This is a genomic window from Pseudoduganella sp. jia 12, assembly GCF_055502675.1.
Window position 1 is genome coordinate 544647 of sequence record NZ_JBUXKP010000003.1, and the last position, 25301, is coordinate 569947.

Below are 25301 nucleotides of genomic sequence, written 5' to 3' on the forward strand. Positions count from 1 at the left end.
CATGGCAGGTAGCAGCCTGAAGGATTTCGCGGCCCTGAAGGCCCTTGGCCAGCAGCTGAAGGGCAAGGGCGAAGAGCGCGAACGGGAAGCGGCCGAACGGGCGAAAGCGGAGGCCGAACGCATCGAGCGCGAGAAGCAGCGCGTGGCCGAGGCGAGCATCTTCCGCACCACGATGAAGGGCGTCAACAAGCTGCCCGAATCGAACCGCTACGTGCCGCAGATGCCGAAGCCCGTCATTACCCCGCCCGCGCCGCCGAAGCGCAAGCTGACGGCCGCCGAACAGAAGGTCGACGACGCGGCCGTGCTGCGCGAATCGCTGTCCGACCTGTTCGGGGTCGAGCACTACATGGAAGAAGAACCGTCGCTGAACTACCTTGCCCCCGGCGTGGGCAGCGACGTGATGAAGCGCCTGCGCAAGAACTACTGGCCGGTGCAGGATGAACTCGACCTGCACGGCCTGCGCCGCGACGACGCCCGCGAAACGCTCGCCACGTTCCTGCACAAGGCCGTGCAGCGCAACCAGCGCTGCGTGTGCGTGATCCACGGCCGCGGCTTCGGCTCGCGCGGCGGCGAACCCGTGCTGAAATCGATGGTGCACAGCTGGCTCGTGCAGACCGACGGCGTGATCGCCTTCTGCCAGGCCCATGCCGCCGAGGGCGGCGAAGGCGCCCTCATCGTGCTGCTGCGCGCCGCCCTGCGCCCCGAACGGTAAAAGTTTCCTGGAAAATGGGGTACGTCCCCATTTTCTGAGAAACATTTCCCGAAAAATGGGGACGTACCCCATTTTCTTGGCAATGTTTCTGTTAGCCTGTGGGCACCATTACTTCCTGTGCCCGCATGAAAATCGTCCCGCACGTTTCCCTTGTCACCGTCATCGAAGTGATCGCGATCCTGGTCGGGGCGTTTTCGGGATTCGTGGAAGCGCGGCGCAAGCGCATGGATATCGTGGGGGTCATCATCGTGGCCTTCATTGCCGCCTTCGGCGGCGGCACGCTGCGCGACATCCTGCTCGACAAACGCCCGCTGTTCTGGGTGGACCACCAGGAATACACGATCCTGCTGTTCGTGCTGGCGCTCGCCGTGGCGCCGTTCATGAAGCACCTGCGCCATATCGTTTCGGAACGGCTGATCGTGGTGGCCGATGCGATGGGGCTGGGGCTCTTCGCGGTGGCCGGCGTATCGCAGGCGCTGGCGGCGCAGATGCCGGTGTTCATCGCGGCGATGATGGGGGTGATCACGGGGATCTTCGGCGGCGTGCTGCGCGACATCGTCTGCAACGAAGTGCCGATGGTATTCAGGGATGGCAAGCCGTACGCGATCTGCGCGTTCTTCGGCTGCTGGCTGTATATCCTGCTGCAGCAGCTGCAGGTGTCGGAGGATGTGGCATTGTGGTCTTCCGCGACGACGATCACCGTGCTGCGGCTGGTGACGTGGAAGTTCGATCTGCGGGTGGGCCGGCCGTGATGCGTCTTGAACATACCCCAACAGCAAAGGGCTGGGGTCAGACCCGCCGGGGCGTAGCCGGGGTTTCGAGGAGCATTGCTCCTTGCCGGCGTAGCGGTACTGGCCTGCCGGCCAGTACTCCCCCCTGACCCCAGACTTTCGCTTCTGGGTGATCACATACTAAACAGCGTCCGGTCCCGTCTCGCCGGTACGGATCCGCACCACCTGCTCCACGTTCTGCACGAAGATCTTGCCATCGCCGATCTTGCCGGTGCGGGCGGCCTTGATGATGGCATCCACCACCTGCTCGGCCACGCCGTCGTCGACCACCACTTCCACCTTCACCTTCGGCAGGAAGTCGACCACGTATTCGGCGCCCCGGTACAGCTCGGTATGGCCCTTCTGGCGGCCGAAGCCCTTCACTTCGGTGACGGTCAGGCCGGTCACGTTCACTTCGGCCAGTGCCTCGCGCACTTCGTCGAGCTTGAAGGGCTTGATAACGGCGGTAATCTGTTTCATGGCATTCTCCTTATAAAATTTGTTGGTTCGGGTCTCGATCCCGGCTTTCAGGCATCCGGCACGGTCTTCAGGTTCTCCAGCCACACCACCGATTCCGCATCGCTCGGTGCGCGCCAGTCGCCGCGCGGGGACAGCGAACCGCCGGAACCCACCTTCGGGGCGTTCGGCACGCAGGTGCGCTTGAACTGGCTCTGGAAGAAGCGGCGCATGAAGATGCCGAGGTTGTGCTTGATTTCCTTGAGCGTGTACTGGTTGCGCACCACGTGCGCATCCTCGGGCCAGGCCCCGGCCGAGCGGTCCTTCCACGCGTGCAGCGCCAGGAATGCCACCTTGGCCGGCGTGAAGCCGAAACGCAGCGTGTAGTACAGGTTGAAGTCCTGCAGTTCATACGGGCCGATCACGCTTTGCGTGCTCTGCGCCGGGGCAGCGTCATTGGCCTTGCCCGGCACGAGCTCGGGGCTGATCTCGGTATTGACGACATCGAGCAGCACCTGCGAGTCGGTCTCGCCGAACTGGCGGCTCTCGGCCACCCAGCGCACCAGGTGCGAGATCAGCGTCTTGGGCACGCTCGCGTTCACGTTGTAATGCGACATGTGGTCGCCCACGCCATACGTGCACCAGCCGAGCGCCAGCTCGGACAGGTCGCCGGTGCCCACCACGATGGCGTTGTGGTGGTTCGCCAGCCGGAACAGGTGGCTGGTGCGCTCGCCGGCCTGCACGTTCTCGAACGTGACGTCGTATTCTTCCTTCCCTTCCGAATACGGGTGGCCGATATCGGCCAGCATCTGGATGCAGCTGGGGCGGATGTCGATCTCGTGCGCCGCGCAGCCGACGAATTCCATCAGCTTGCGCGCCTGGTCCAGCGTGCGCTTGCTCGTGGCGAAGCCCGGCATCGTGTAGCCGAGGATGTTCGTGCGCGGCAGGTTCAGGCGGTCCATCGCCTTCGCGCACACGAGCAGCGCGTGCGTGGAATCGAGCCCGCCGGAAATGCCGATGACGACCTTCTTCATGCCGCTGGCGGCCAGCCGCTGCACCAGGGCCATCACCTGGATGTTGTAGACCTCCATGCAGCGCTTGTCGCGCACGGCCGGGTTGGCGGGCACGTAGGGATAGCGCGCGACCGTACGCTGCAGCGGCAGCACGTCCTGCACCGGCAGCTCCAGCGCGAACTTCACCACGCGGAAGGCTTCCACCTGCTGGGCATGGCGGCGCACCGAGTCGCCCCACGTGTTGGTGCGCATGCGGTCGCGCGACAGCCGCTCCAGGTCGACATCGGCGAAGATCACATGCGACTCGTCCTCGAAACGGTCGGACTCGGCCAGCATCTCGCCGTTTTCATAGATCAGCGCCTGGCCGTCCCAGGATAAATCCGTGGTCGATTCGCCGCGCCCGGCCGACGAATACAGGTAGGCGGCCATGCACCGCCCGGACTGCTGCCCCACCAGCTGGTGGCGGTAATCGGACTTGCCGACGACGATGTTCGACGCCGACAGGTTCACCAGCACGGTGGCGCCGGCCAGCGCCGCATACGACGACGGTGGAATCGGCACCCACACGTCCTCGCAGATCTCGGTATGGAAGCGCAGCAGCGGCACGTTGGTGGCCTGGAACAGCAGGTCGGCGCCGAACGGCACGCGCTGGCCCAGCAGTTCGATCTCGGTCGACACCGCATCGTCGGCGGAGCTGAACTGCCGCACTTCGTAGAACTCGTTGTAGTTGGGCAGGTAGATCTTCGGCACCACGCCGAGGATGCGCCCCCCCTGCACCACCACCGCGCAGTTGAACAGCCGGTGATCGACACGCAGCGGCATGCCGACGATCATCGCCACGGGGATGCGGATCGATGCTTCCACGATCTTGCCCAGCGCGACCTGCACCGAGTCGAGCAAGGCGCGCTGGTGGAACAGGTCGTCGCACGTGTAGGCGGACAGGCCCAGTTCGGGGAATGCCGCCAGCACCGCGCCTTTCGCGGCCACCTGCTCGGCCAGCGCGATCGTCTGCTGTGCATTGAAAAGCGGGTCGGCCACGCGGCAGCGCGGAACGCCGACCGCGACCCGGACGAAATCATGGGTGTACAGATTGTGGAAGGATTGCGGCATGGGCTCGTTCTTCGGGGCGAATGTCGAAGATTTTAACATTGAGCCCTTGCCAACGCCGCCGCGATGGCTGGCAAACTGCCTGCCCCGTCAGAACTTCAATTCCAGGTTCAGCGAAATGCGTGCCGATTCGGGCCTGCGGCCCACGTTCTCCTCCGCGCCGCCCGCCGTTACATAACGCTGGTATTCGTGGCTGTCCTCGCCGAGGATATTGCTGGCCGTCACGCGCAGCTGGTATTGCGGCGTGAACTTCCAGAGCCAGTAGGCTTCCAGGTCGCGGCGCAGGAACTGCTGCCGGTACTGTTCCACCGAGACCCGCAGCGGGCCGCCGCCCCGGTAGGCGAGACTGGCGCCGGCGCTGTGCGCGCCACCCTTGTAGTCGATGCCCAGCGTTGCCGTCAGCGGGATCTGCTCGTCGAGCCGGTTGTCCGGGCCCGGCACGCCGTCGACCTTCGACCAGTTGCGGTTGAAGCCGGCGCGCAGGTCGATGCCGGGTGCGTCCTTCATCACCGCCTTCAACGGGAACTTCAGTTCCACGTCCAGCGTGCGCACCGTCGCGTTGCCGCTGTTGACCGGCCGCCAGATCCACCTGCCATCGGCCTCCTGCCGCAACAGCGTGCGAATGTAGTCGCGGATGCGGCGCTGCGAGGTGCCGACCGAGAAGACCGCACCGGGCGCCCAGAAATGCTCATAGGTGAGGTCGATGCCGTTCGCCAGTTCGGGCTGCAGGTCCGGGTTGCCGCCGCCGTCCGGCGTGAAGAGCGAATTCTCCTCGGCGTAGAAACGGCGGCCCGTCAGCTGCTGCAGGTTCGGCGCCTTGTAGGTACGCGTCAGCGCGGCGCGCAGCTGCCGGCCACTCTTGTCCGGGAACTTGTACAGCGTTTGCGCGACGGGGCTCAGCACATGGCTCTTCGAGCGCGTGGAGGGCAGGCCGGTGCCTTCGCTGTCGGTGCGGATCGCTTCCCAGCGCGCGCCGAAGTACATCGACCAGTCCTTCGTCACGTTCCATTCGTCCTGGGCGTAGGCCGCATAACGCGTGACGACCGGCTCGAACCGTTCGCGCACCGGTGCCGGCTCGCTGCCCTGCCGGCCCTGGATACGCAGCACGTCGTCGTCGTTGCGCTGGCGGTTGTATTCCCAGCCCGTGGCCAGCGCGTGGCCGTCGAACAGCGTGCGCGTGTACTTGCCGGTGGTGCTCCAGGTGGCATTGTCCTCTTCCGTGTCGCTGTCGTTGCGGTAGGCCAGCGCCCGGTCGGCCGTCACGGACAGGGAACGCATCAGTTGCGTGCCGGAGCGCCCCGATGCCGACAGCTTGGCATCGAGCTTGCCGCCCGCGAGCTTCGTTATCCAGTTCACTTCGCCCTGCGCATTGCGCGACCGGTTTTCGTTGCGTGCATTGAAATCGGCGTAATCGATGCGGTTGAAACTGCCGGCGCGGTAGACATACGCCGATGCGTTGTCGAATTCGCTCCGGTTGGCGCTGATGAAGGCGGTGGCGTTGAGTTGCCCATCGTCCGGCAATTTCCAGTTCAGCCGCGGCGAGAAGCCGACGAACGTGTTCTCACCCGTCGAAGCACGCGTATAGTCGCGCAGCTTCGTCACCTGCCCCGCCGGATCGGTGAACCGGTCCTGGCCACCGCCTGTCGAATCCATCAGGAAACGGCCCATCACGGGATTGGCGAACCACGACAGGTTGCCGGAGCGGTCGGCCAGCGTGCCGGCCACGAACAGGTTGCGCTGCTGGCCCGAACGGCTCGCGTTGATGCGCACGTCGCGTTGCGCCTTCGCCACCACTTTTTTCAGCACGATATTGATCGTGCCGGCGATGGCCTGCATCGAGTGTTCCGCCGTGCCGGCGCGGATCACTTCGATTTTCTCGATCTGCTCCGGCGGCAGGTTATCGAGGGAGAAACCCGGCGGCGGCCGTTCGCCATTCACGAGGATCTGCGTGTAATTGCCGCCCAGGCCGCGCATGCGGATGCTGTTGCCGATCACCGTCACACCCGGCGCGCGTTTCAATATGTCGAATACGTTCGTATCGCCATATTTCATGATCTCCGCGTTGCCGATCACGGTCTTGCTGGCGGTATCGTCGCGCCGCGGTTCGTAGTCCTCGGCCGAACCCCTGATTTCCACCTTGGCGACCGTTTTTTCTTCCGATGGCGACGGTGCCGGCGGTTCGGCTGGCTTGTTTTCCTGCGCGGATGCAGGAACGCTTGCGGAAAGTATTAATATGGAAGTCAGTCGCGATAACATTTTATTCAGGCAGAAATAAACCCGGCGATTATGCCGCGACGCCGATAAAATAACCGCTGCATTAAAAATAATCAGCTTCCTGATTGCTCGATATATTGGCGGGAAAATATCGATCGGCGCCAATATCGACTCCGATAAGCTTGCAGATAAGCTCGCCGTAACCTTATACGGTCCCGATACCGTAAATCGGGTCGCGATGACGCGGCAGGCGGCCGGCAATGCCAGCGGAACTCCCGTACAATGCCCCGATGAGCTTTCGAACCGCTGTCCTTACTTCGCTGTCGCAGGCAGGCGAAGCCGCCTGGAATGCACTGCTGGCGCAACAGGAACCCGGCCGCGCGCCGAACCCGTTTCTTTCCTACGCATTCCTGCATGCGCTGCACGAATCGGGCAGCGCCAGCGAAAAATCGGGCTGGCAGCCGCAATACCTGGCGCTGTGGGATGGCGACGACCTGGCCGCCGCGATGCCGCTGTATGTGAAGTCCCATTCCTACGGCGAATACGTGTTCGACTGGGCCTGGGCCGATGCCTATCACCGCAACGGCGTGGAGTATTATCCGAAGCTGCTGTCCGCGATTCCGTTCACGCCGGTGACGGGTGCGCGGCTGATGACGCGCGACGATGCGGCACGTGCGGCCCTGGTGGCCTTGCTGTGCGAGCAGCAGGAGGCATCGGGCGTGTCTTCCACCCATGTGCTGTATCCGCCGCAGGCGCAGGCCGATGCATTGCACGACGCCGGCTTCCTGCTGCGCAGCGGCGTGCAGTTCCACTGGCTCAACGAGAACTACGCGGACTTCGATGCCTTCCTGGCCTCGCTGGAGCACAAGAAGCGCAAGAACATCCGCGCCGAGCGGCGCAAGGTGCGCGAAGCCGGCGTGACGATGCGCCGCGTGCGCGGGATCGACGCCACGGATGCCGACTGGCGCTTCTTCCACCGCTGCTACCGGAACACGTATGCCGAGCACCACTCGTCGCCGTACCTGAACCTCGATTTTTTCCAGCGCATCGGCGCCATGATGCCGGACAATATCCTGCTGGTGATCGCGGAACGCGACGGCAGGCCGATCGCGGCATCGCTGCTGATCCACACGGAAGACACGCTGTATGGCCGCTACTGGGGCGCACTGGAGCACGTGCCCTGCCTGCATTTCGAGACCGCGTATTACCAGCCGCTGGAATTCTGCATCGAACAGGGCATCGCCACGTTCGAGGGCGGTGCGCAGGGCGAGCACAAGATGGCACGGGGTTTCCTGCCCACGCGCACCTGGTCGGCGCACTGGCTCGCGCATCCGGCGTTTGCCGATGCCGTGGAGCGGTTCCTGGAACGGGAAAGCGGCGGGATCGACGCCTACATGGATGAGCTGAACGAGCGCAATCCGTTCAAGCCCTGATTCCTTCATGCCTGGTTCGTCCGGGCCGCACGTGACGACGCCCGCGAACGGGCAGTACTCCCCAATGCGAGGCCCGCATGCACCTTCGCGGTGCCGCCGGGATGCAGTCAGCGCAGCGTAAGCTTCCGGTCGTCCGCGGTTTTGCGCTCGCTGGCGCGCCGTTGCGGCGCGGGTTCGGCGGCTTGCCGGGGGCGTTCCTCGGGTTCGACCCGCGGCTCGGGTTCATCGGTGGCCGCCCTGGCGTTCCTGTCGTCGGCCCGGGCCTGCGCCACGGCGAGCACGAACATCGACGGGGCGCCGGCGACCGCCATGCCCAGCGGATTGGCGGCCGTGGCGGCCGTGGCAAGGCACAGCAGTGCCAGGCCGATCGCCAAGGGTGTTCCGGTTGGTCGAGCCATCATGCCCTCCTGTGCTGTGCGCGTGAACCGATAGCGTTGCAAGAAGGGTGCCAACAAAAACGCCAGGCTCCCGCAGGCGCCTGGCGCTGATTCACGGCATACCGGAAAATCAGAACTTGTAGGTGGCCCCCACGAAGTAGCGCCGTCCCGACCAGGCCAGCTCGTTGCGCCGCGAGGTGGAACCCGCGTTCAGGAACTGTCCTTCATCCGAGAGGTTCTTGCCTTCGACCGACAGCGTCAGGTTGTCGGTGGCGCGGTACTGCAGCTTGGCGTCCAGGAAGCCGGTCTTCTCGCCATACACCGGCAGCGAGGCATTGGAGTCCACCGTGCCCGTGTAGTAGCCGTCGCGGTAGTTGTAGGCCAGGCGCGCGTTCCACTTGCCCAGGTCGTACCACACGCCCACGTTGTAGCTGTTGCGGGACAGGCCGGGGTATGGCAGCACCGAATTGTCCAGCGGGTTCAGCAGCTCGTTGCCCGGCGCATACTTGAAGCTCATGCGGGTGTAGTTGGCATCGAGCCCCAGGCCGCTGAATAGGCCCGGCAGCATCGTCAGCGCCGTGCGGCCCGCCAGTTCCCAGCCCTTCGTGGTGGTGCCGCGGCTGTTGATCGACGTCTTCACATCCCACAGCTGGCCGTCGCCGAACAGGTTCACGTTCGGCAGCGTCACGTCGTTCTGGATATAGGTGTTGATATCCTTGCGGAAGAACGCCAGCGACAGCTGGCTGTCCACCGACGGATACCACTCCACGCTGGCGTCCTTGTTGGTGGCGCGGAACGGCTCCAGGTTCACGTTGCCGGCCGTGCAGTCGTCGGTGCCGCCGTCGCCGCCATAGATCGACTGGCCGCTGCCGGCGATGCAGCTGTAGTTCGGCGTGAGCTTGTCGATCGGCGGGCGCGACATCACCTTGCCCCAGCCGATGCGGGCCACCAGCTTGTCCGGCACGAGCCAGCCGGCCAGGTTGAAGCTCGGCAGCACGTCGCTGTACTTGTTTTCCACCGTGATGATCTGGTTCGACCGGATGTCCTCGACGCGCACGCCGTTCGCATCGAGCCGGTAGGCGCGCGACGATTGCAGGCCCTTGGCACGGGTGCGCGTGCCGGTATAGCGCACGCCCACGTTGCCGTCCCACTCGATGCCGAACAGTTCCTGCGAGAAGTCGGCCCGCACGTAGAACGCGCGGATGCGCTCCTCGACGGCGAATTGCGGCGGCATTGGATAGCTCTTGCCGTCGCTGCCGATCGATTCGCGCAGCAGGTCGTGGTTGTAGCGCGACAGGTCGAAGTACTGGGTCGACTGGGCGAAGCTCGGCGCCATCCAGCCGTTCGGGTAGCCGGACAAGCCGCTGTAGCCGTTCAGGAAGCTGCCCGGCGTGCCGGTGCGGATCGTATCGACCAGCGATGCCATCTCGCCGGCGGTCACGTACCGCGTGGTGTTGTTGGCGGTGAGGTTGGTGCCGGGGATGATGGCGCCGTTGTTGCGCAGCACGCCAGTCGTGTTCTTCGGGTCACGGATGATTTCGTGCAGCACTTCCGGGCTGCGCACGTACACGTCGTCCGCGGTGCTGTTCGGATCGTTGGGAACCAGGTAGCCGGTCCAGCGGTATTGTTCGGCCGTGGCGCGGCGGCCCTGGCCGCCGAACCAGATCGACTTCAGGAACGGCAGGTTGGGCCGCCATTTCAGGTCGAGCTTGACCTGGTCTTCCGTGTTTTCCGTGAACGACGGCTGGTACTGCGAGCGGATGCGGGTATAGGTGCTGCTGTCGTTCGGATCGAAGCCGGCCGGGAAGTTGAACTTCGGCAGGCCCTGCTCGTCCAGCTTGACCGACAGGCCGGGGATATTGCCGGCCATGGAGATCAGGTTCGTGTGCAGCTCGTAGAACGAATTGGTCTTGGCCACGAGGCCTTCGGCCGACCATTCGCTGTTCTTCCAGTTGAACCCCGCCGACTTGTAGTTCGAGTTGATGTTCAGCGCGAAGTCGCGCGCTGCCGTATCGAAGTTGTACGACGCACCCTGCCCCGGCACGTTCTCGCACGTGCCGGCGCTGAACTCGGTCATGATGTGGTTGACGAACGACATGCCGGGCGGCGTCACGCCACTGGCCGGGTTGGCGCAGGTGGCCGTCGGCGCACCCGCCAGGATGCCGCCGTTGGCGCCGTAGGTCGGCGCCACGCCGCCCGTGGAGAACCTGTGCAGCGAGCCGAAGTCCGTCGTGTAGTTGCGGTCGTTCAGCATCTGCTTCTGGTCGTTCTTGTTGTAGCGCGCCCAGACGTCGAAGCCGTTATCGATGCGGTACTGCGCGGTCAGTTCCGCGCTGGAACGCTTGTGGTCGCGCGTCCAGATGCCGTAGCGCGGCACGCCCGGCGAATAATCGTTCCACTGGCTTTCGCAGGCGCTCCTGTTCGCACCCGCGAGCGCCGCGCAGCCGGCCTTGTCGGCAACGGCCGCCGCCGCCGGGTTCAGGCTCGTGTTGGTCTTCTCCGGCGAGAAATCCCAGTCGCGCAGGTAGCGCCAGTTACTGTTGCGCACGTAGTCGTTCTGCGTCATGACCTTGTCGTACACCACGTTGGCCATGATGCCCAGGCGGCCGTTCAGGAACTTGTCGGCGAACAGGATGCTGCCGCGCGGGTCCACGCCGCCGCGGTTCGTGCTGTGCTCCGCTTCCAGCTTGGTGACCAGCGTGCGCGTCTTGAAGTCCAGCGGCATATTGGTCTTGATGCTGACGGTGCCGCCGATGCCGCCCTCGGTCTGGTCGGCCGTCACGCCCTTGGCCACGTCGATCGACTTGATCAGTTCCGCCGGCAGTTCGCGCAGTTCGGCGCCGCGGCCCGCGGTACCGTTGGTGGACAGCACGGACAGGCCATTGATCTCCACGCGATTCAGGTTGGCTTCCACGCCGCGGATGTTCACCTGCGAGCCTTCGCCGAAATCGCGCGACAGCTGCACGCCGGTCACGCGGGACAGCGCCTCGCCCACGTTCTTGTCGGGGAATTCGCCGATGTCCTCGGCCACGATCGAATCGACGATCGTGGAAGCGTTCTTCTTGCGGTCGATCGCCGAGGCCACCGATGCCCGGGTACCGGAAACGACGACGACGTTCGAGGGTTGTGCTGCAGGGGCCTGCTGGGCGGCGGCCGTTTCGATGGCCAGCAGGGAAATGGCGGTGGCGACAGCGGCGGCGCAAACGGTGGGATGGATGCGGTACTGCCTGGAGCGGCAGGGTGTGGAGCGGTTCGATGGCATCTTTCTGGTCTCCGGAATCTTATTATCGATATGAAAGGTGGTTGCCTTTCGATTCGATTCTAGAAGATGAGCACCATCGTTTGAGCGGGTCGCCGCCAAACGGTCAGCGGGTTGAGTGATCCCGGGCGAACAGTGTTAATCGAGCAACAAGCTGAAATATCAGCTTGCGGGGCATGGTGACTTCGGGTATATGGTCACGTTACCATTGATCGATCACGGCGTACTTCCCGTTGGCCCATATTCCCAGCGCCACGGCATGCCGGTCTCGCCAAGCGCGGCCTGCACGATGCCGGCAAAGGCCGCTTCGGCGCGCACGTCGTTCGACAGGATCACCACGCAGCGCCGTTGCACGCGCAGGCACACGAGCATGTTGCCCGTCGAGTCGTTGTGGCCGCCCTTGCAGAAGCCGGGGCCTTGCGGGCCCGTGAACGTGACGACGCCAAGGCCTGCCGCGAGAGCCGCCACCCGGTCGTGCGGCGCGGCCTCCTGCTGCAGCGTGGGAAACTGGCTGCGTGTCGTGATCGTCAATTGCGGGCGCAGCACACCGTCGTGTGCCGTCTTGCTCAATCCTTCCCCATTCACCAGCGCGGCGGCGAAGCGGGCCATGTCGGTAATCGTCGTGTCCATCGAGCCTGCCGCGCGCACGCGGCTGCGCTCGTCGTGCGCCTCGGGCTTGCCGTCGGCCGTCCAGCCATCGGCCAGGTTGCGCGCAAAGTCCGGGCGCCACTTCATGCTCGTACCGCGCATGCCGAAGCGGTCGAAGACGCGGCGTTGCAGTTCTTTTTCCACGTCCAGATGCAACCCTTTTTCGAGGACGAACTGCAGCAGCATGATGCCTTCGCCGGAATAAGCGTAGCGGCTGCCCGGCTCGAAGTGGATACGCAGCTTGCCGTCCGGTTCCACGAACGCGAAGTTGGCGAAGCCGGTGGCGTGGTTCAGCACCATGCGCGCCGTGATGCGGCGCCAGCGCTCGTCGCCGCGCAGGTCGGCCCAGTTGCCATAGGCTGGCAGGTTGCCGTAGTCGGGCAGCGGCATCGGAAGGTAGCCGGCCAGCGGCTTGTCGAGGTCGAGCTCCTTCTCGTCGGCCAGTTGCGCGACCAGATAGGCAAACACGGTTTTCGTCAGCGAGGCGCCATACATGATGGTATTGGGCTCCAGCTTCGCACCGGCCGCGTTGCGCTCGCCCCCAAGTTCCGTCATGCGTATTGATCGCTTCCCATGGGAGACCGATGTGGGAATGCTACTTTCGTCCTCCATGTTTCCCGATCAATAACGTCAATGACTGCCTCCCGGCAAAACAGGGGACGTACCCTGGTTTTGAGGAAATTTCCAACGGAGCCTTCCATGCCACGCAAAGCGCGCGTTCATTTACCCGGCATTCCGCTGCACCTGATCCAGCGCGGACACTACCGGCAGCAATGCTTCCACACCAGCGGTGACTATCTCTACTTTCTCGGCCTGCTACGTAAGTTTGGCGAGTTGATGGAAGTGGCCGTGCATGCCTACGTGCTGATGACCAACCACGTCCACATTCTCGCCTCGTTTTCGCCAACCGCCTTACCGGGCGAATACATGAAGGCAGTTTTGCAGGGATACACGCAATATCTGAATCGCAGGCTTGCGAGGAGCGGCACCTTATGGGAAGGCAGATACCGGTCCTGCCCGGTGCCGGTGGAGCGCTATCTGATGATCTGCCACCACTACATTGAACTGAATCCGGTACGTGCCGGAATGGTCGAAAGCGTCACACAGTATCCCTGGTCCAGTTACAAGGCGAATGCGGGGTTTGCGGAAGATACTGCGGTCACTCCGCACGGTCTGTACACCGCGTTGGGCGCCACGGCGATCGAGCGCGGCGAAGCGTACCGAGCTCGGTTCATATCGCCCTGCGACGATGACCTTGCCGAACTTCGCCGGGCTACCCACAGCAATTCACTGCCGGGGAGCCCTGTAGCGAAAACTGGCAGGCCAGTCAAAAAACGATGAGGAAGCCATGGCCAAGGCTGGTGGCATGCCCGTGGCAAAAATTCCTAGAAACAAGGGTACGTCCCCAGTTTTGCCTAGAAACAAGGGTACGTCCCCAGTTTTGGCTTGCCGAAATTAATCCGTCCCCTCCGGCGCATATTTGTCCGCCTGCACCTTGCCGTTCACGCCGTGCGTGCGCACCTCCGGCGTAATCGGCAGCATCTCGTTGCTCCACTGCTCCCACTGCGCCTTCAGGTCGGCCAGCTTCTCCGGGTGCTTGCGGGCCAGGTTGGCGCGTTCGCGGTGGTCGTTCGACAGGTTGAACAGGAACTCGTTGCCGTTCAGTTTCAGGTACTTCCAGTCGCCGGCGCGCACGGCGCGCTGCGCGTTGGCTTTGTAGCGCCAGAACAGCGTGCGATCAAAGGGCTTCTCGTCGCCGAGCAGCACCGGCAGCAGGTTGCGGCCATCGGGCGGATGCGAGGCGGCCGGTTCGGTGCCGGCGGCGGCCAGCAGCGTGGGCAGCCAGTCCATGCTGATCGCCACCTGGTCGCTCACCTGCCCGGCCTTGATCTTCGCAGGCCAGCGCACGATGCCGGGCACGCGGATGCCGCCTTCCAGCAGTTCCGTTTTCTGGCCGGCGAACGGCCACGTTTTCGAGAACCGCTCGCCACCGTTGTCGCTCGTGAAGATGACGATCGTGTTGTCGGCCAGGCCCTTCTGCTCCAGTGTCTTGAGCACGCGGCCGATCGATGCGTCCAGCGCCACCACCATTTTCGCGTAGGTGGCCAGGTCGCCGCCGTCGTAGTGGAAGATGTTCGAGATCTGTTTCGACACGTCCTCGTCCTTGGGCCCTTCCCATGGCCAGTGCGGCGCGGTGTAGTGCAGCGACAGGAAGAACGGTTTATCCGGGTTGTGTTTCTTGATGTAGCCGGAAGCGCGGTCGCCCAGCATGTCCGTGTAGTAGCCCACTTCGGATACCGGCGTCTCGCCTTCGTACAGGTCTTCCTTCACATTCGGGCCCACGCCCGGCTTGTGCGTGAAGTAGTCGATCGCGCCGCCGTAGTTGCCGAAGAAGGTTTCGTAGCCGCTCTTCAAAGGGCCGAAATTCGGCAGCGAACCCAGGTGCCACTTGCCGAACAGCGCGGTGCGGTAGCCGGCGGCCTTGAGCAGCGACGGCAGCGTGGGATGGTCCGGCGGCAGGCCGATCGTGTCCGAGGCGCCGGCGATCGGTTCTTCCAGGCCGCCGCGCAGGCGGTACTGGTAGCGGCCCGTGATCAGGCCGAAGCGCGTGGCCGAGCAGACCGCGGAATTCGAGTAATGCTGCGTCAGGCGCAGGCCCTGCGCGGCCAGCCTGTCGAGGACCGGCGTCCTGAAATCGGTGTTGCCGTACACGGACAGGTCGCCCCAGCCCAGGTCGTCCGCCAGGATGAAGATGATATTCGGCTTGCCCGCCGAGCCGCCGCGTGCGGCCTTGCCGAGGGCGATGGCCGGCAAGGCGGCCAGGGCGGACAGGCCGCCGACGACGGCACGGCGCTTCGGGTTGAAACTGCGATCGATGGTCATGCGTTCTCCTCCTTAAAATTCATAGCGGCCGGTGATGCCGGCGGTGCGCGGGGTGCCGATGACGGCGTTGTAGGAACCGAAGCCGCTGTTCCACAGGCTCGTGTAGTAATGCTTGTCGAACGCGTTCTTGACCCACAGCGAAACGTCCCACGCGGCGCCGCGCGTGCTGCGCAGGCCGATCGACAGGTTGCTCACACTGTATGACGGAATCTTTGCGTACTCTGAAGCATCCAGCGTGCCGTAGGTGGCGCCGCGGTACGCATAGTTCGCGTTGACGTAGCCTTGCAGGCCCTCGGCCACGGCGCGCGAATACTGCGCGCCCAGGTTGCCGATCCAGCGCGGCGCGTTCACCAGCGCATTGCGGCCCGACAGGTCGCAGAACGCGCCCGCCCGCTCCGGCGCGCACGGCGCGTTCGTGTAGCGCAGATAGCTGACGTCGTTGAACGAGCCGTTGGCGCGCAGGGTCAGGCCACGGAACGGCGTGGCGATGGCTTCGACCTCGATTCCGCGGGTGCGCACATCGCCCGCGTTGGTCAAGTACTGCGTGCGGCTCACGTGGTCGTAGGCATTGCTCTGGTAACCGTGGACGATGGTCGCGAACACGTTGCCGTTCAGTTGCAGGCGATTGTCGAGCAGGGAGCTCTTCACGCCCAGCTCCAGCGCGTTGGCCCGTTCCGCCCCGACGAGCATCGAGGCGACGCCGCCGGCACCCGGCACGGCCAGGTTGATGCCGCCGGATTTTTCGCCGTGCGACAGGCTGCCGTACAGCAGCACATCCGGTTGCAGCTTGTAGCCGGCCGACAGCAGCGCGGTGGGGCTGGACTGGGTCAACGTGAGATCGCCGGAATCGAAGGCGCCATAGCGGCCGTTGCGGACACCCAGGGCGGCGCCGGTGACGGCGGCGCCGCCGGTCGGCGCATTGCGGATCACGCGTGCCCATTTGTCTTCGTAGCTGGCGCGCACGCCGGCGGTGAGATCGAGCTTGTCGGTCGCATGCCACGTGGACTGGCCGAACAGCGCGTAGCTGTTCACGCGCAGCTCGCCGGGCGCCGTGCTGCTGACGTTGGCCCAGGCACCGGCCGGGTTGCCGTTGTAGATGTCGGACAGCGGGCCGTTCACCGTGAACGAGTTGTTCGACAGCTCCTGGTAGTAGTAATAGCCGCCGAACACGGATTCCACGGCGCGCCCCGACGGGGTGGACCAGCGCAGCTCCTGCGTGAACTGCCTGTGGTTGGCCGACGCGCCCACATTCAGCGCGACAGGTACCGGCAGGCCGTCATCGTTGCGCGGCACGAAGTTCCAGCGCCGCCACGCGGTGATCGACGTCAGCTTGGCATCGTCGGCGAACGTCCAGTTGGCCTCGGCCGATACGCCGCCCTGGTGCACCGTCACGCTCGATCCGGTATCGAGGCTGATGGCGCGGGCCGCCGGGTCGAGCACCGGCGTGGCGCCCACCAGCGCGGCCTGTGCAATGGCGCGGCCGCTCGGGCCGGCGTTGAAGAACACCAGCGTGCCGTTGTTCGAATCCTCTTCGTTGTAGTCGGCGATCACGCGCAGGCTGAACTCGCGCCCCGGTTCATACAGCACCTGGCCGCGCACGCCCTGGCGGTCGCCGCCCTGCACCTTCTTGCCGTTATACAGGTTCGTGATGTAGCCGTCGTCATGCGTCTTGTAGGCCGAGAAGCGCGCCGCGACCTTGTCCGTGACGGGGCCGGACAGCGACACCTTGCCCTGTACGTAGCCGAACTGGCCGCCGGACAGTTCCACGCTGCGCTCCGGCGCGAACGTCGGCTTTTTCGTCGAGATGTTCAGCACGCCGGCCGTGGTGTTCTTGCCGAACAGCGTGCCTTGCGGGCCGCGCAGCAGTTCCAGCTGCTGCACGTCCAGCGCGTCGAAGGCGGCCATGCCGGGGCGGGCCAGGTACACGTTGTCGAGGTAGATGCCGACGCTGCCTTCCAGGCCGTCGCTGGCCGGATTGTTGCCTAGGCCGCGCACGGCAAAGCTCAGCTGGCGCGCATGCACGTAGTTGATCGTGGTGCTGGGCAGCAGCTGCTGCAGGTCCTGCACGCGGTAGATGCGGCTGCCTTCGAGGACATCGTCGCCCAGCACCGTCATCGGCGTGGGCACGCTTTGCGAGCTTTCCACGCGGCGGCGCGTGGTCACGAGCACCGCCTGCACGGCGCCGACGAACAATTCCGCGGAACTGCCCGCCAGGGATTCGGCTGAGGCGCCTGCGGCGCCGGCTTGTGCTTCCGGCGCCGCTTCAGCACTGCCGGCGGCGTCGGCGGTTCCGGTTTCCGCGAAGGCCAGCGCGACGCCGGAAGGTGCGGCGGCTACGGCGGCCACCACCGGGTTGGCGTTGGCGGTACCGGCGAATGCTCCCAGCAGTGCCAGGGCGATGGCGGTAAGGTTGATTGGCTTGGTCAAGGTATTCCCCTTTTTTATCATTGTTCGGGCGTGGCGGCGCCCTGCCCCGTTGGCGGGCGCGCCGGGTATTCGATGGATCGCGGTGTTATCGCCTGGCGACGGCGGGCACGTTCACCGGCTGTTCGGAGCGCGGCGTGCCTTCGGGCACCCACTCGTATGGCACCGGCTGCGCGCGATAGACCCAGTTCGTGTCGACCTGCTTGCCGTTGCCGCCCACAGCGGAGCTGCCGTAGTACGGGCTCACGTACTCCCACACGATGTCGCCCTGCGGCGTGACTTGGAAGAAGCGGCCGTTCATGCCTTCGTCGATCAGCGTGTTCCCGTTCGGCAGGCGGCGTGCACTGGAGATGAAGGCGCTGTAGAAGCTCCATGCCGGCTGGCGCGAATCGACGGCCGTGTACTGCCACACGATTTCCTTTTTCACCGGGTCGATCTCCAGCACGCGCGAGTGCGGGAAGATGCCGGGGCTGACCTTCGGATAGCCGGCCTCGCCCTGGTTGTCGAACACGAGCAGGTTGCCGGCGCCGGGCAAGCCTTCGGGAATGATGTGGGCATCGTGCTGGCCGATGATCTGGTCCACCGGGCGCGGCACCTTCGTGCCGGCGATGGCCGGGAAATCCGGGCCCAGCGTCCACACCACCTTGCCGGTCTTCCTGTCGATGATCGCGATGAAGTTCGCTTCGCGCGAATCGATGACGATGTTGTCGGGGTTGAAGCGTTCGTCGCCTGGTTGTCCGTCAACACCTTTGTGCCACTTGTTCGGGCCGACGACGGCCATGTCGTTGATGTGCAGCCAGTCCACCGCCTGCGCGCCGTATTTGGGCTGCGCGGCCTTCACCAGGTTCAACGCCGCCGGCGAAAAGCCGAATTCGTCCAGGTGTTCGGAAGCGGTCCACTGCCAGGCGATCCTGCCATCGGGCGTGACCTCGTAGATCACGTCGTCCAGCAGCGCCTTCGCCGCAAAGCCGGGCACCGCGTGCACCTTGTTGGCCAGCACCAGCGTATTGCCGTTGGCGAGGCGGCGCCAGTCATGGTGCTGCTTCGCGGCGCCGCCCGGCGCACCGCCACTGTCGACCGACGCGGAGGCATAGGCGTCCTGCGAGCCGGCGCCCCATTGCCACAATACGTTGCCGTTCCAGTCCACTTCGCCGATCGCCTTGTTGCCGAGGCCATTGCCGGCCTGCTGCACGCCGGGCAGCTGGGCCAGCTGCAGCAGCACGTTGCCTTTCTTGCCCTTCGTGAGCGCGGGATCGATCAGCACGGGCGGGAAGCCTTCATACGGCCACTGTTTCACCTCGTTGCCGTTCATGTCGATCAGGCGGGTTTTCTTGTCCTGCCCCGTGAACAGCACGTAGCCGTTCCATGCGCGGTCCGGCTCGTAGCGCGTGACGCCGGTCGGGTACACGCTCGGGGCGGCGACCGCCGACATTGCCAGCATCATGCCTGCCACGGCGACGGTCGGGATGGGCAGGGAAACGAAGCGGCGGGGCACAGCGGTCATGAAAACCTCCTTTAGATGGGATAACTACAGATGAGTGTCGTTATCATAAGGAGGGGTTATGAGAGGAGCCACGAATACCTTTGCATATTGTTATGCGGCGGCATCGCATATCGTTATGCCGATTGCCCGCCTTGCCCGGACATGCGCCAGGCGCGGTAACGCTTCGCCATCCATGCCGAGCGCAACTGGTCCACGACCAGTGTCCACAAGGGCTGGTAGCGGATGCCGCCATCCTTGCCCGCACCGAGGCTGCGGATGCGGCGGCGCACGAGCGCCAGCCGCGCCAGGCCGGCAAGGGTCTTGTCGCGCCATCGCACGGCGGGCATGCGCGCAACGACATCATGACCCGCCTGCCATTGCCGCGGCAGGTCCGGCCTGGCGGCCAGCGCCGTGGCCAGGCCAGCCATCGCGACACCGCTGGCCAGCACCTGTTCCGCGACGGCACGGCGGGCAATGCCACCCGTGGTCATGACCGGCATGCGTGCCACGGAGGCCAGCTCCCGGGCGAAATCGAGGAAGTACGCTTCGCGCGCCAGCGTGCGGCCATCCGCGGTTTCGCCCTGCATGGCCGGACTTTCGTAGCTGCCACCGGACAGTTCCACCAAGTCCACCGGCAAGTCGTTCAACATGAGCACGACTTCCCTGGCGTCCGCCTCGGAGAATCCACCGCGCTGGAAGTCGGCGGAATTGAGCTTGACCGCCACGCAAAAGCCTGGCGACACGCTGGCGCGCACGGCGCGCACCACGTCCAGCAGCAGCCTCGCGCGCCGGGCGAGACTGCCGCCCCACTCGTCGGTGCGCCGGTTGGCCAGCGGCGACAGGAACTGCGAAATCAGGTAGCCATGGGCGGCATGGATCTGCACACCGGTGAAGCCGGCCTCTTCGGCTGCGTGCGCCGTGGCCGCGAACCGTGCGACCACCTCGCCGATATCGGCGGCGGTCATGGCCACCGGCTGGGCGAACAGCTTGCTGTGCTTGCCCATGTCGAGCGCGATGGCCGACGGCGCCATGGCGGCGCCCCCCATGTTCGCCATTACCTGGCGCCCCGGGTGGTTGATCTGCATCCACGCGTGTGCACCATGGCGCCGTGCCGCCCGTGCCCAGAGCCGGAAGGGCTCGAGCGGCGTGTGCGCTTCCAGCACGAGCGTGGCGGGGCCGGTCAGGGCGCCACCGTCGACCATCACGTTGCCGGTAATGATCAGGCCCGCGCCACCGTCCGCCCAGCGTTCGTAGAGGCGGTGGATCGCGGCGCCCGGCAATTGCCCGGGCCCGGCCATGTTTTCTTCGATGGCGGCCTTGGCAAGGCGGTTGGGCACGGTGGCGCCGTTCGGCAACACGAGCGGGGTGAACATCATGGAAACCTCGGAATGGGTGAAAGATGGGGTATCCTAAGCTTCAAGTCAACTTGAAGGTCAAGCGGAGAATGCGCACGAACATGAGGATTGGTGAACTGGCCGCCCGCAGCGGCATGGCGGCGTCGACGATCCGCTATTACGAGCAGGAAGGCCTGCTGCCCCGGGCCAGCCGCGGCGCGAATGGCTATCGCGTCTACCAGGAGTCGGCGCTGGAGCAGTTGAACCTGATCGACGTGGGGCAGAAGCTGGGCTTTTCGCTCGATGCCATCCGCACCGTGCTCGGATTGCAGGGCACGGCATTGCAGGATGGGCTGCTGCAGGGCCTCGACACCCGGCTCGGCGAGATCGATGGCCTGATGGCCACGCTGGCCGCCCAGCGCCAGGCGCTGCTGGACGCCAGGGAGCGCCTGCAGCAGGCATGGGCGCAAGGGGAATGCCTGAACCAGGCGGCACTTGCCAGAGGAGGTCCCGCGTGCGATGCGGAGCCCGCTGCGGTTGCGGCGTCCGGGCCTTCGAAGCACGTCCCGGCATGAGCCAGGCTGGTGATCACATCAGCCGGCGTACTGGCATCCTGTCGGGCTGCAACCGGCTTGCAGGCCGACCGGCGATCGCGCCTGCAAGCGATTACCCTCACGAGGAACCCGTTCATGGATATTGAAGTTCGACGCGCCGAAAACAGCGAACGGCTGATCGTGCGGCACATGATGGAACTCTACCAGCACGATTTTTCGGAACTGGACGGCACCGACCTCGATGAGCACGGCCAGTATGGGTATTACGACCTGGACTGCTTCTGGATCGATCCCGCGTATGCGGCCCATGTCATCAAGGTCGATGGCAAGTGGGCCGGTTTCGCACTGGTGAATGACGAAGTGCGCGTGCCGGGAAATACCCGCGCCATGCTGGAGTTCTTCATCGTTCGCAAGTACCGCCGCCATGGCGTCGGCAGCCACGCCGCGCGCCGTATTCTCGGCATGGCGCCGGCATGCTGGGAAATCCGGGTCATCCATGAAAACACGGCAGCGGCAGCGTTCTGGCGAACGCTGCTCGCCACCTGCTGGCCGGACCGTCATGCCTGTGCCAACCTCGATGACAGTCGTTGGCATGGCCCGGTTTTCTCGGTCGATACCGGGAAAGACAGTTCCGTTCCGCCCCACCCGGGCACCTGACGGTGAAGCAGGTATCAGGCGCCCGCGCGAACTGGCGCCGATAAAAAAAGGCAGCCGAAGCTGCCTTTTTGTTGGCGGTGCGTAGAGCGATTACTTCGATTCGCCGTTGTTGTACGCGGCCACGCCCGAAAGGATTTCTTCCTTGGCTTCTTCCGGACCGGCCCAGCCGTCGACTTTGACCCACTTGCCCGGCTCCAGGTCCTTGTAGTGCTCGAAGAAGTGCTGGATCTGCTGCAGGCGCAGGTCTTGCAGGTCTTCCGGCTTTTGCCAGTGCTTGTAGATCGGCAGCACCTTGTCGACTGGCACGGCCAGCACTTTCGCATCCTGGCCGGCTTCGTCCGTCATCTTCAGCACGCCGATCGCGCGGCAGCGCACCACCACGCCCGGAATCAGCGGGAACGGCGTGATGACCAGCACGTCGACCGGGTCGCCGTCGGCAGACAGCGTGTTCGGCACATAGCCGTAGTTGCACGGGTAGTGCATCGCGGTGCCCATGAAGCGGTCGACGAAGATCGCGCCCGATTCCTTGTCCACTTCGTATTTGATCGGATCGGCGTTCATCGGGATCTCGATGATCACGTTGAAGTCGTTCGGCACGTCGCGGCCGGCGGATACTTTATTCAAACTCATGTTTTTCCTCGGTAATACAGCTTTGTCAATTGGCTAAACCGCGCAATTATAGCCAAATGAAAGCTGATGCGGCGCAGCAAATCTTGCTGCAAAAATGGAGACGTACCCCATTTTTTAAGAAATATTTCCCGGAAAATGGGGTACGTCCCCATTTTTCGGGCAACTTTTACAGGATGGTCGCCAGCGCGCACTGCCGGTAGTGGCTGGCGGCTTCCTCGGGCTGCTGCAGCGCTTCGTGCAGCTGGGCCAGTTTCAGGTGGGCGTCGCGCACCATGACGGGGTCGGAGGCGTCGGACAGCGCCTGCTCCAGGTAACGCTGGGCTTTGCCCCACAGTTTCTGCTTCAGGCACAGCGAGCCCAGCGTGAGGGCCAGTTCGGCATCCGTGGGGCGTTCCAGCAGCCAGGCTTCGCAATGCTCGATCTGCGCCAGGAGCGCAGCCGAGCCGGCCGGGGCGGCCGCTTCGCGATAGGCACGCACCACGCGCTCGTCCCAGTTCGCCTTCAGCGCTTCTTCGGCCACGTTGCGCGCCTCGTCATGCAGGCCGCGCGAATTGAGGGCGGTGGCCGCACGGCACGCCACATACGGTTTCACGCGGTCGGTCGTGGGGATCGTGGACCACACTCGCAGGATCGATTCCGCGTCGTGCGCCCGGTCCGACAGCAGGTCTTCATAGGCCAGCTCGCGCAGCCGTGCCGACAGCGCCGGGTGCAGCGCGCGGTGCTTGTCCAGCGAGCGCACGAGGCGCAGCACTTCCGGCCAGTTCTTGGCCTGCTGCTCGGCCTTCAGCGACCATTGCAGCGCGTGGATGTGGCGCGTGCCGCTGGCGTTGAGCTCGCGCACGGCGGCCAGCGCCGCCTCGGGCTGGTGGTCGTCGACGAGCAGCTCGGTCATCGTCATCAGGCGTGCCGTCTTCATCGCGGGATCGTCGACGATGCGGGCCAGCCACTGGTCGCGGCGCGCGTTCTGGCGCATGCGGTGCGCGGCACGGGCACCGATCAGGGCGGCCACGCCGGCGTTTTCCGGCAGCTCGGCGGCGCGCAGCGCGGCCTTCTCGGCATGGCCGAAGCGGCCTTCGAAGAGCGCCTTCAGCGCGTCGCGCAGGCCCTTGTTGCCGTCGCGCTCACGCTTGCGCTGGCGGTAGTCGGCCACGCGCGCCGGCATGTTCGCCGTGGCACGCACGGCGCGCACCACCGCATACAGCAGCGCGAACAGCAGTACCTGCAGCACCACGAAGAAATTGAGCGACAGGTCGATCCGGTAGGGAGCGTAGAACAGCACCACGTTGCCGGGGTTGTAGCGGGCCGTCACGGCGATGCCGATGGCGGCCGCCATCAGCGCAAGTAGCCAGAGGAAAACGCGCATGTCAGGGTTTCGCCTTGTAGTTGCGCACGGCGTTCAGGCTTTCCGAAAGCGTGGGCATCTCGATCGACAGGTTGCTGCCTTGCAGCTGGCGCAACAGCGCCTGTACGGTGCGCGTGGCGCCCGCCTTCGTGTCGAAGTGCCGGGCCAGCATTTCCTGCGCGGCCAGCAGGTCGGCGCGGAAGGCGGCCTCGTTGCGCGACAGCAGGGCCATGCGCGCGTTCAGCAGCCGCAGCTTCAGGTTCTCGCGCAGGAAGTACGCATGTTCGGGGGCGAGCAGCATCGACTCCGGGTTCTCCACGGTGCGCACGCGGATCAGCTGGCGCACGTCGGTCCACATTTCGCTGCTCCAGCCATTCCAGGCCGCCTGCAGGCGCGTGACCCACGTATCCTGCGGCACCACCGGTTCCATGTGCGGAGCCTTGCTGGCGCCCGCCGCCCCGCCCTGGCCGAACCGCTGCCCTGCCCGTTGCGGCCCCGTCGCCGTGGTGGCGTCGGCCAGCATCGGCAGCGCATCGACAAGGGCGATCATGTTGTCGAGCCGGACAGCCAGGCCCACCGAATCCACGCTCGGCAGCGCCTTCAGCTTTTCCGTATCGCGCGCGATGGCGCGGCGGATCGTGATGAACTGCGGCGTGTCCGAACGCGACAAGTTGCGGTCGGCATTCTGCAGCGCGATCAGCGCGCCCGGCACGTTCCCGGCCAGCTGCAGCTGCTGGCTTGCCGTCGACAGCACCTGTTCGATCTCGGCCAGCGCCCAATCGTCGCGGTTGCGCGACATGTCGTTGTAGAGCTGTTCCAGCGCCAGTTGCTGGGCCTGCGCTTCCTGCTGGCGGTTTTCCAGCACGCCTACCTTCACCTGCAGTTCGCGGGTCGCTTCCTGCACCGTCTTCACGAGCTGGTTCGATTCCGCGTTGACGGCATCGCCCTTCTGCAGCCGCAGCGCCGTTTCCGAACGCACCTTGCGCAACTGCGTGTGCGTGTTCACCGCCTGCGCGGCCAGCAGCACGGCCAGCACGGCCACGGCGATCGTGAGGTTGCGGTTCGTGAGGCCGCTGGCGGGAGCGGACGGCGGCGGCCCGGCCGGGGCCTGGGGGCCAGCTTGTGAAGCGGCCGCGCCGGCCTGGGAGCCAGCTTGTGAAGCGGCCGCGCCTTGCGGTGCGGCCGGGTCGGGTAAGGTAGGCAATTCGTTCATGGCCGTGATTGTAACGCGGCGAGCAGGCGCTCGTCGCCGGATCCTGTGAGGGTCACATGGGAGAGACCGAGCAGACGGGCCGTTTCGGCAATCCGGGCATGCGGGACAATGACATGCTGCTGTTGCATCTTTGCCACAACGTCTTCGTTTCCGGTCGAACAGGCCAGTTCTTCCAGCAGCATGAACAGGCCGCGCAGCGCTTCCGAGCTGGTGATGATCCAGTCGTTCGGTTCGGCCAGCAGCGCGCGCAGGCGTGTCTCGAATGCGGGCGTCAGCGGCGGCACGCTGCGCCGGTAGGCGGGCATCGCGGTCACGCGGGCGCCGGCGGCGCGGAAGCCGTCACCCATCAGTTCGCGGCCCGCTTCGCCGCGCACGATCAGCACTTCCCTGCCGTCCAGCGCGGCCAGGTCGAGCGCCTGCAGCAGGTGTTCGGAGTCGCTGTGGATGGGGTCCAGCGGGCTGACGATGGTTGCCGTGGCCGGTGTGACGCCATGGGCGGCCAGCGCGGCGCGGCTGCCCTCGCCAACGACGGCCACCGTGACGCCGGCCGGCCAGGCAGGGTGGAACTCGGGTATATGAGCAAACGCCGCATCGATCGCATTCGGCGACACGAACGCCACGAGCGCGAATTCGTGCAGCCGCGCCAGCACGGCGCGCAGCGCGCCGGGGTCGGGCAGCGGTGCGATGTCGAGCAGCGGCAGCACTTCGGCGCGAAGGCCCAGCGCCGCCACGCGCTCGGCCAGCGGCAGCGCCTGCGCGCGCGGACGGGTGATGACGACGGCGCCTGGCATC

Annotated in this window: 20 protein-coding genes; 6 read left to right on the plus strand and 14 right to left on the minus strand. The window is 65.2% G+C overall.

Annotated features, from left to right (window positions below):
* Position 1: 1 nt before the first annotated feature.
* Positions 2-712, plus strand: coding sequence for a Smr/MutS family protein (locus ACY65G_RS08515; protein WP_464996921.1), 711 nt, complete (start codon positions 2-4; stop codon positions 710-712).
* Positions 713-837: 125 nt separating this feature from the next.
* On the plus strand, positions 838-1464 hold the full coding sequence (locus ACY65G_RS08520) for a trimeric intracellular cation channel family protein (protein ID WP_464996922.1): 627 nt from the start codon (positions 838-840) through the stop codon (positions 1462-1464).
* Between the two features lie 159 nt (positions 1465-1623).
* Here ACY65G_RS08520 and ACY65G_RS08525 read toward each other — a convergent pair whose 3' ends face one another.
* The 3 genes from ACY65G_RS08525 to ACY65G_RS08535 all read right to left on the minus strand — a co-directional run bounded on the left by ACY65G_RS08525 (position 1624) and on the right by ACY65G_RS08535 (position 6314).
* Positions 1624-1962: a P-II family nitrogen regulator gene (locus ACY65G_RS08525; RefSeq protein ID WP_107141586.1), complete on the minus strand. Its 339-nt coding sequence runs from the start codon at positions 1960-1962 to the stop codon at positions 1624-1626.
* A 47-nt stretch (positions 1963-2009) separates the two neighbouring features.
* A complete protein-coding gene (locus tag ACY65G_RS08530) occupies positions 2010-4061 on the minus strand; it encodes an NAD(+) synthase (protein WP_464996923.1) in 2052 nt (683 codons plus the stop codon).
* An 87-nt stretch (positions 4062-4148) separates the two neighbouring features.
* Positions 4149-6314, minus strand: coding sequence for a TonB-dependent receptor plug domain-containing protein (locus ACY65G_RS08535; RefSeq protein ID WP_464996924.1), 2166 nt, complete (start codon positions 6312-6314; stop codon positions 4149-4151).
* 248 nt (positions 6315-6562) lie between these two features.
* On the opposite strand from ACY65G_RS08535, the gene ACY65G_RS08540 reads away from it, so the two are divergent.
* Entirely contained in the window at positions 6563-7705 is a 1143-nt protein-coding gene (locus ACY65G_RS08540) for a GNAT family N-acetyltransferase (RefSeq protein ID WP_464996925.1), read from the plus strand.
* 107 nt (positions 7706-7812) lie between these two features.
* On the opposite strand, the gene ACY65G_RS08545 is transcribed toward ACY65G_RS08540, so the two are convergent.
* From ACY65G_RS08545 to ACY65G_RS08555, 3 genes are all read right to left on the minus strand, one after another.
* Positions 7813-8106 carry a hypothetical protein gene (locus ACY65G_RS08545; protein ID WP_464996926.1) on the minus strand — a complete coding sequence of 98 codons (294 nt, stop codon included), beginning with the start codon at positions 8104-8106 and terminating at the stop codon, positions 7813-7815.
* Between the two features lie 106 nt (positions 8107-8212).
* Entirely contained in the window at positions 8213-11344 is a 3132-nt protein-coding gene (locus tag ACY65G_RS08550) for a TonB-dependent receptor (protein WP_464996927.1), read from the minus strand.
* Between the two features lie 213 nt (positions 11345-11557).
* Positions 11558-12544: a serine hydrolase domain-containing protein gene (locus ACY65G_RS08555; protein WP_464996928.1), complete on the minus strand. Its 987-nt coding sequence runs from the start codon at positions 12542-12544 to the stop codon at positions 11558-11560.
* 144 nt (positions 12545-12688) lie between these two features.
* Here ACY65G_RS08555 and ACY65G_RS08560 point away from each other — a divergent pair, with 144 nt between their 5' ends.
* The gene (locus tag ACY65G_RS08560) at positions 12689-13330 is read left to right on the plus strand and encodes a transposase (RefSeq protein WP_464996929.1); all 642 of its coding nucleotides are present in this window, start codon (positions 12689-12691) and stop codon (positions 13328-13330) included.
* Between the two features lie 114 nt (positions 13331-13444).
* On the opposite strand, the gene ACY65G_RS08565 is transcribed toward ACY65G_RS08560, so the two are convergent.
* The 4 genes from ACY65G_RS08565 to ACY65G_RS08580 form a co-directional block, all read right to left on the minus strand.
* Positions 13445-14872, minus strand: coding sequence for a sulfatase family protein (locus tag ACY65G_RS08565; protein ID WP_464996930.1), 1428 nt, complete (start codon positions 14870-14872; stop codon positions 13445-13447).
* A gap of 12 nt (positions 14873-14884) precedes the next feature.
* A complete protein-coding gene (locus tag ACY65G_RS08570; RefSeq protein ID WP_464996931.1) occupies positions 14885-17299 on the minus strand; it encodes a TonB-dependent receptor in 2415 nt (804 codons plus the stop codon).
* 85 nt (positions 17300-17384) lie between these two features.
* The gene (locus ACY65G_RS08575; RefSeq protein ID WP_464996932.1) at positions 17385-18800 is read right to left on the minus strand and encodes an aryl-sulfate sulfotransferase; all 1416 of its coding nucleotides are present in this window, start codon (positions 18798-18800) and stop codon (positions 17385-17387) included.
* 113 nt (positions 18801-18913) lie between these two features.
* A complete protein-coding gene (locus ACY65G_RS08580; RefSeq protein WP_464996933.1) occupies positions 18914-20155 on the minus strand; it encodes an NADH:flavin oxidoreductase/NADH oxidase family protein in 1242 nt (413 codons plus the stop codon).
* A gap of 80 nt (positions 20156-20235) precedes the next feature.
* On the opposite strand from ACY65G_RS08580, the gene ACY65G_RS08585 reads away from it, so the two are divergent.
* On the plus strand, positions 20236-20688 hold the full coding sequence (locus ACY65G_RS08585) for a MerR family transcriptional regulator (RefSeq protein WP_464996934.1): 453 nt from the start codon (positions 20236-20238) through the stop codon (positions 20686-20688).
* 9 nt (positions 20689-20697) lie between these two features.
* A complete protein-coding gene (locus ACY65G_RS08590; RefSeq protein WP_464996935.1) occupies positions 20698-21324 on the plus strand; it encodes a GNAT family N-acetyltransferase in 627 nt (208 codons plus the stop codon).
* 90 nt (positions 21325-21414) lie between these two features.
* Here the strand turns inward: ACY65G_RS08590 and ppa are convergent, their stop codons facing one another.
* The 4 genes from ppa to ACY65G_RS08610 form a co-directional block, all read right to left on the minus strand.
* A complete protein-coding gene (gene ppa, locus ACY65G_RS08595) occupies positions 21415-21954 on the minus strand; it encodes an inorganic diphosphatase (protein WP_464996936.1) in 540 nt (179 codons plus the stop codon).
* 166 nt (positions 21955-22120) lie between these two features.
* Positions 22121-23317 (minus strand): heme biosynthesis HemY N-terminal domain-containing protein, encoded by a 1197-nt coding sequence (locus ACY65G_RS08600; RefSeq protein WP_464996937.1) that lies wholly within the window; start codon positions 23315-23317, stop codon positions 22121-22123.
* 1 nt (position 23318) lies between these two features.
* A complete protein-coding gene (locus tag ACY65G_RS08605) occupies positions 23319-24509 on the minus strand; it encodes a uroporphyrinogen-III C-methyltransferase (protein ID WP_464996938.1) in 1191 nt (396 codons plus the stop codon).
* Positions 24506-25300: a uroporphyrinogen-III synthase gene (locus tag ACY65G_RS08610; protein ID WP_464996939.1), complete on the minus strand. Its 795-nt coding sequence runs from the start codon at positions 25298-25300 to the stop codon at positions 24506-24508. The genes ACY65G_RS08605 and ACY65G_RS08610 overlap by 4 nt, the downstream gene beginning before the upstream one ends.
* Position 25301 lies beyond the last annotated feature (1 nt).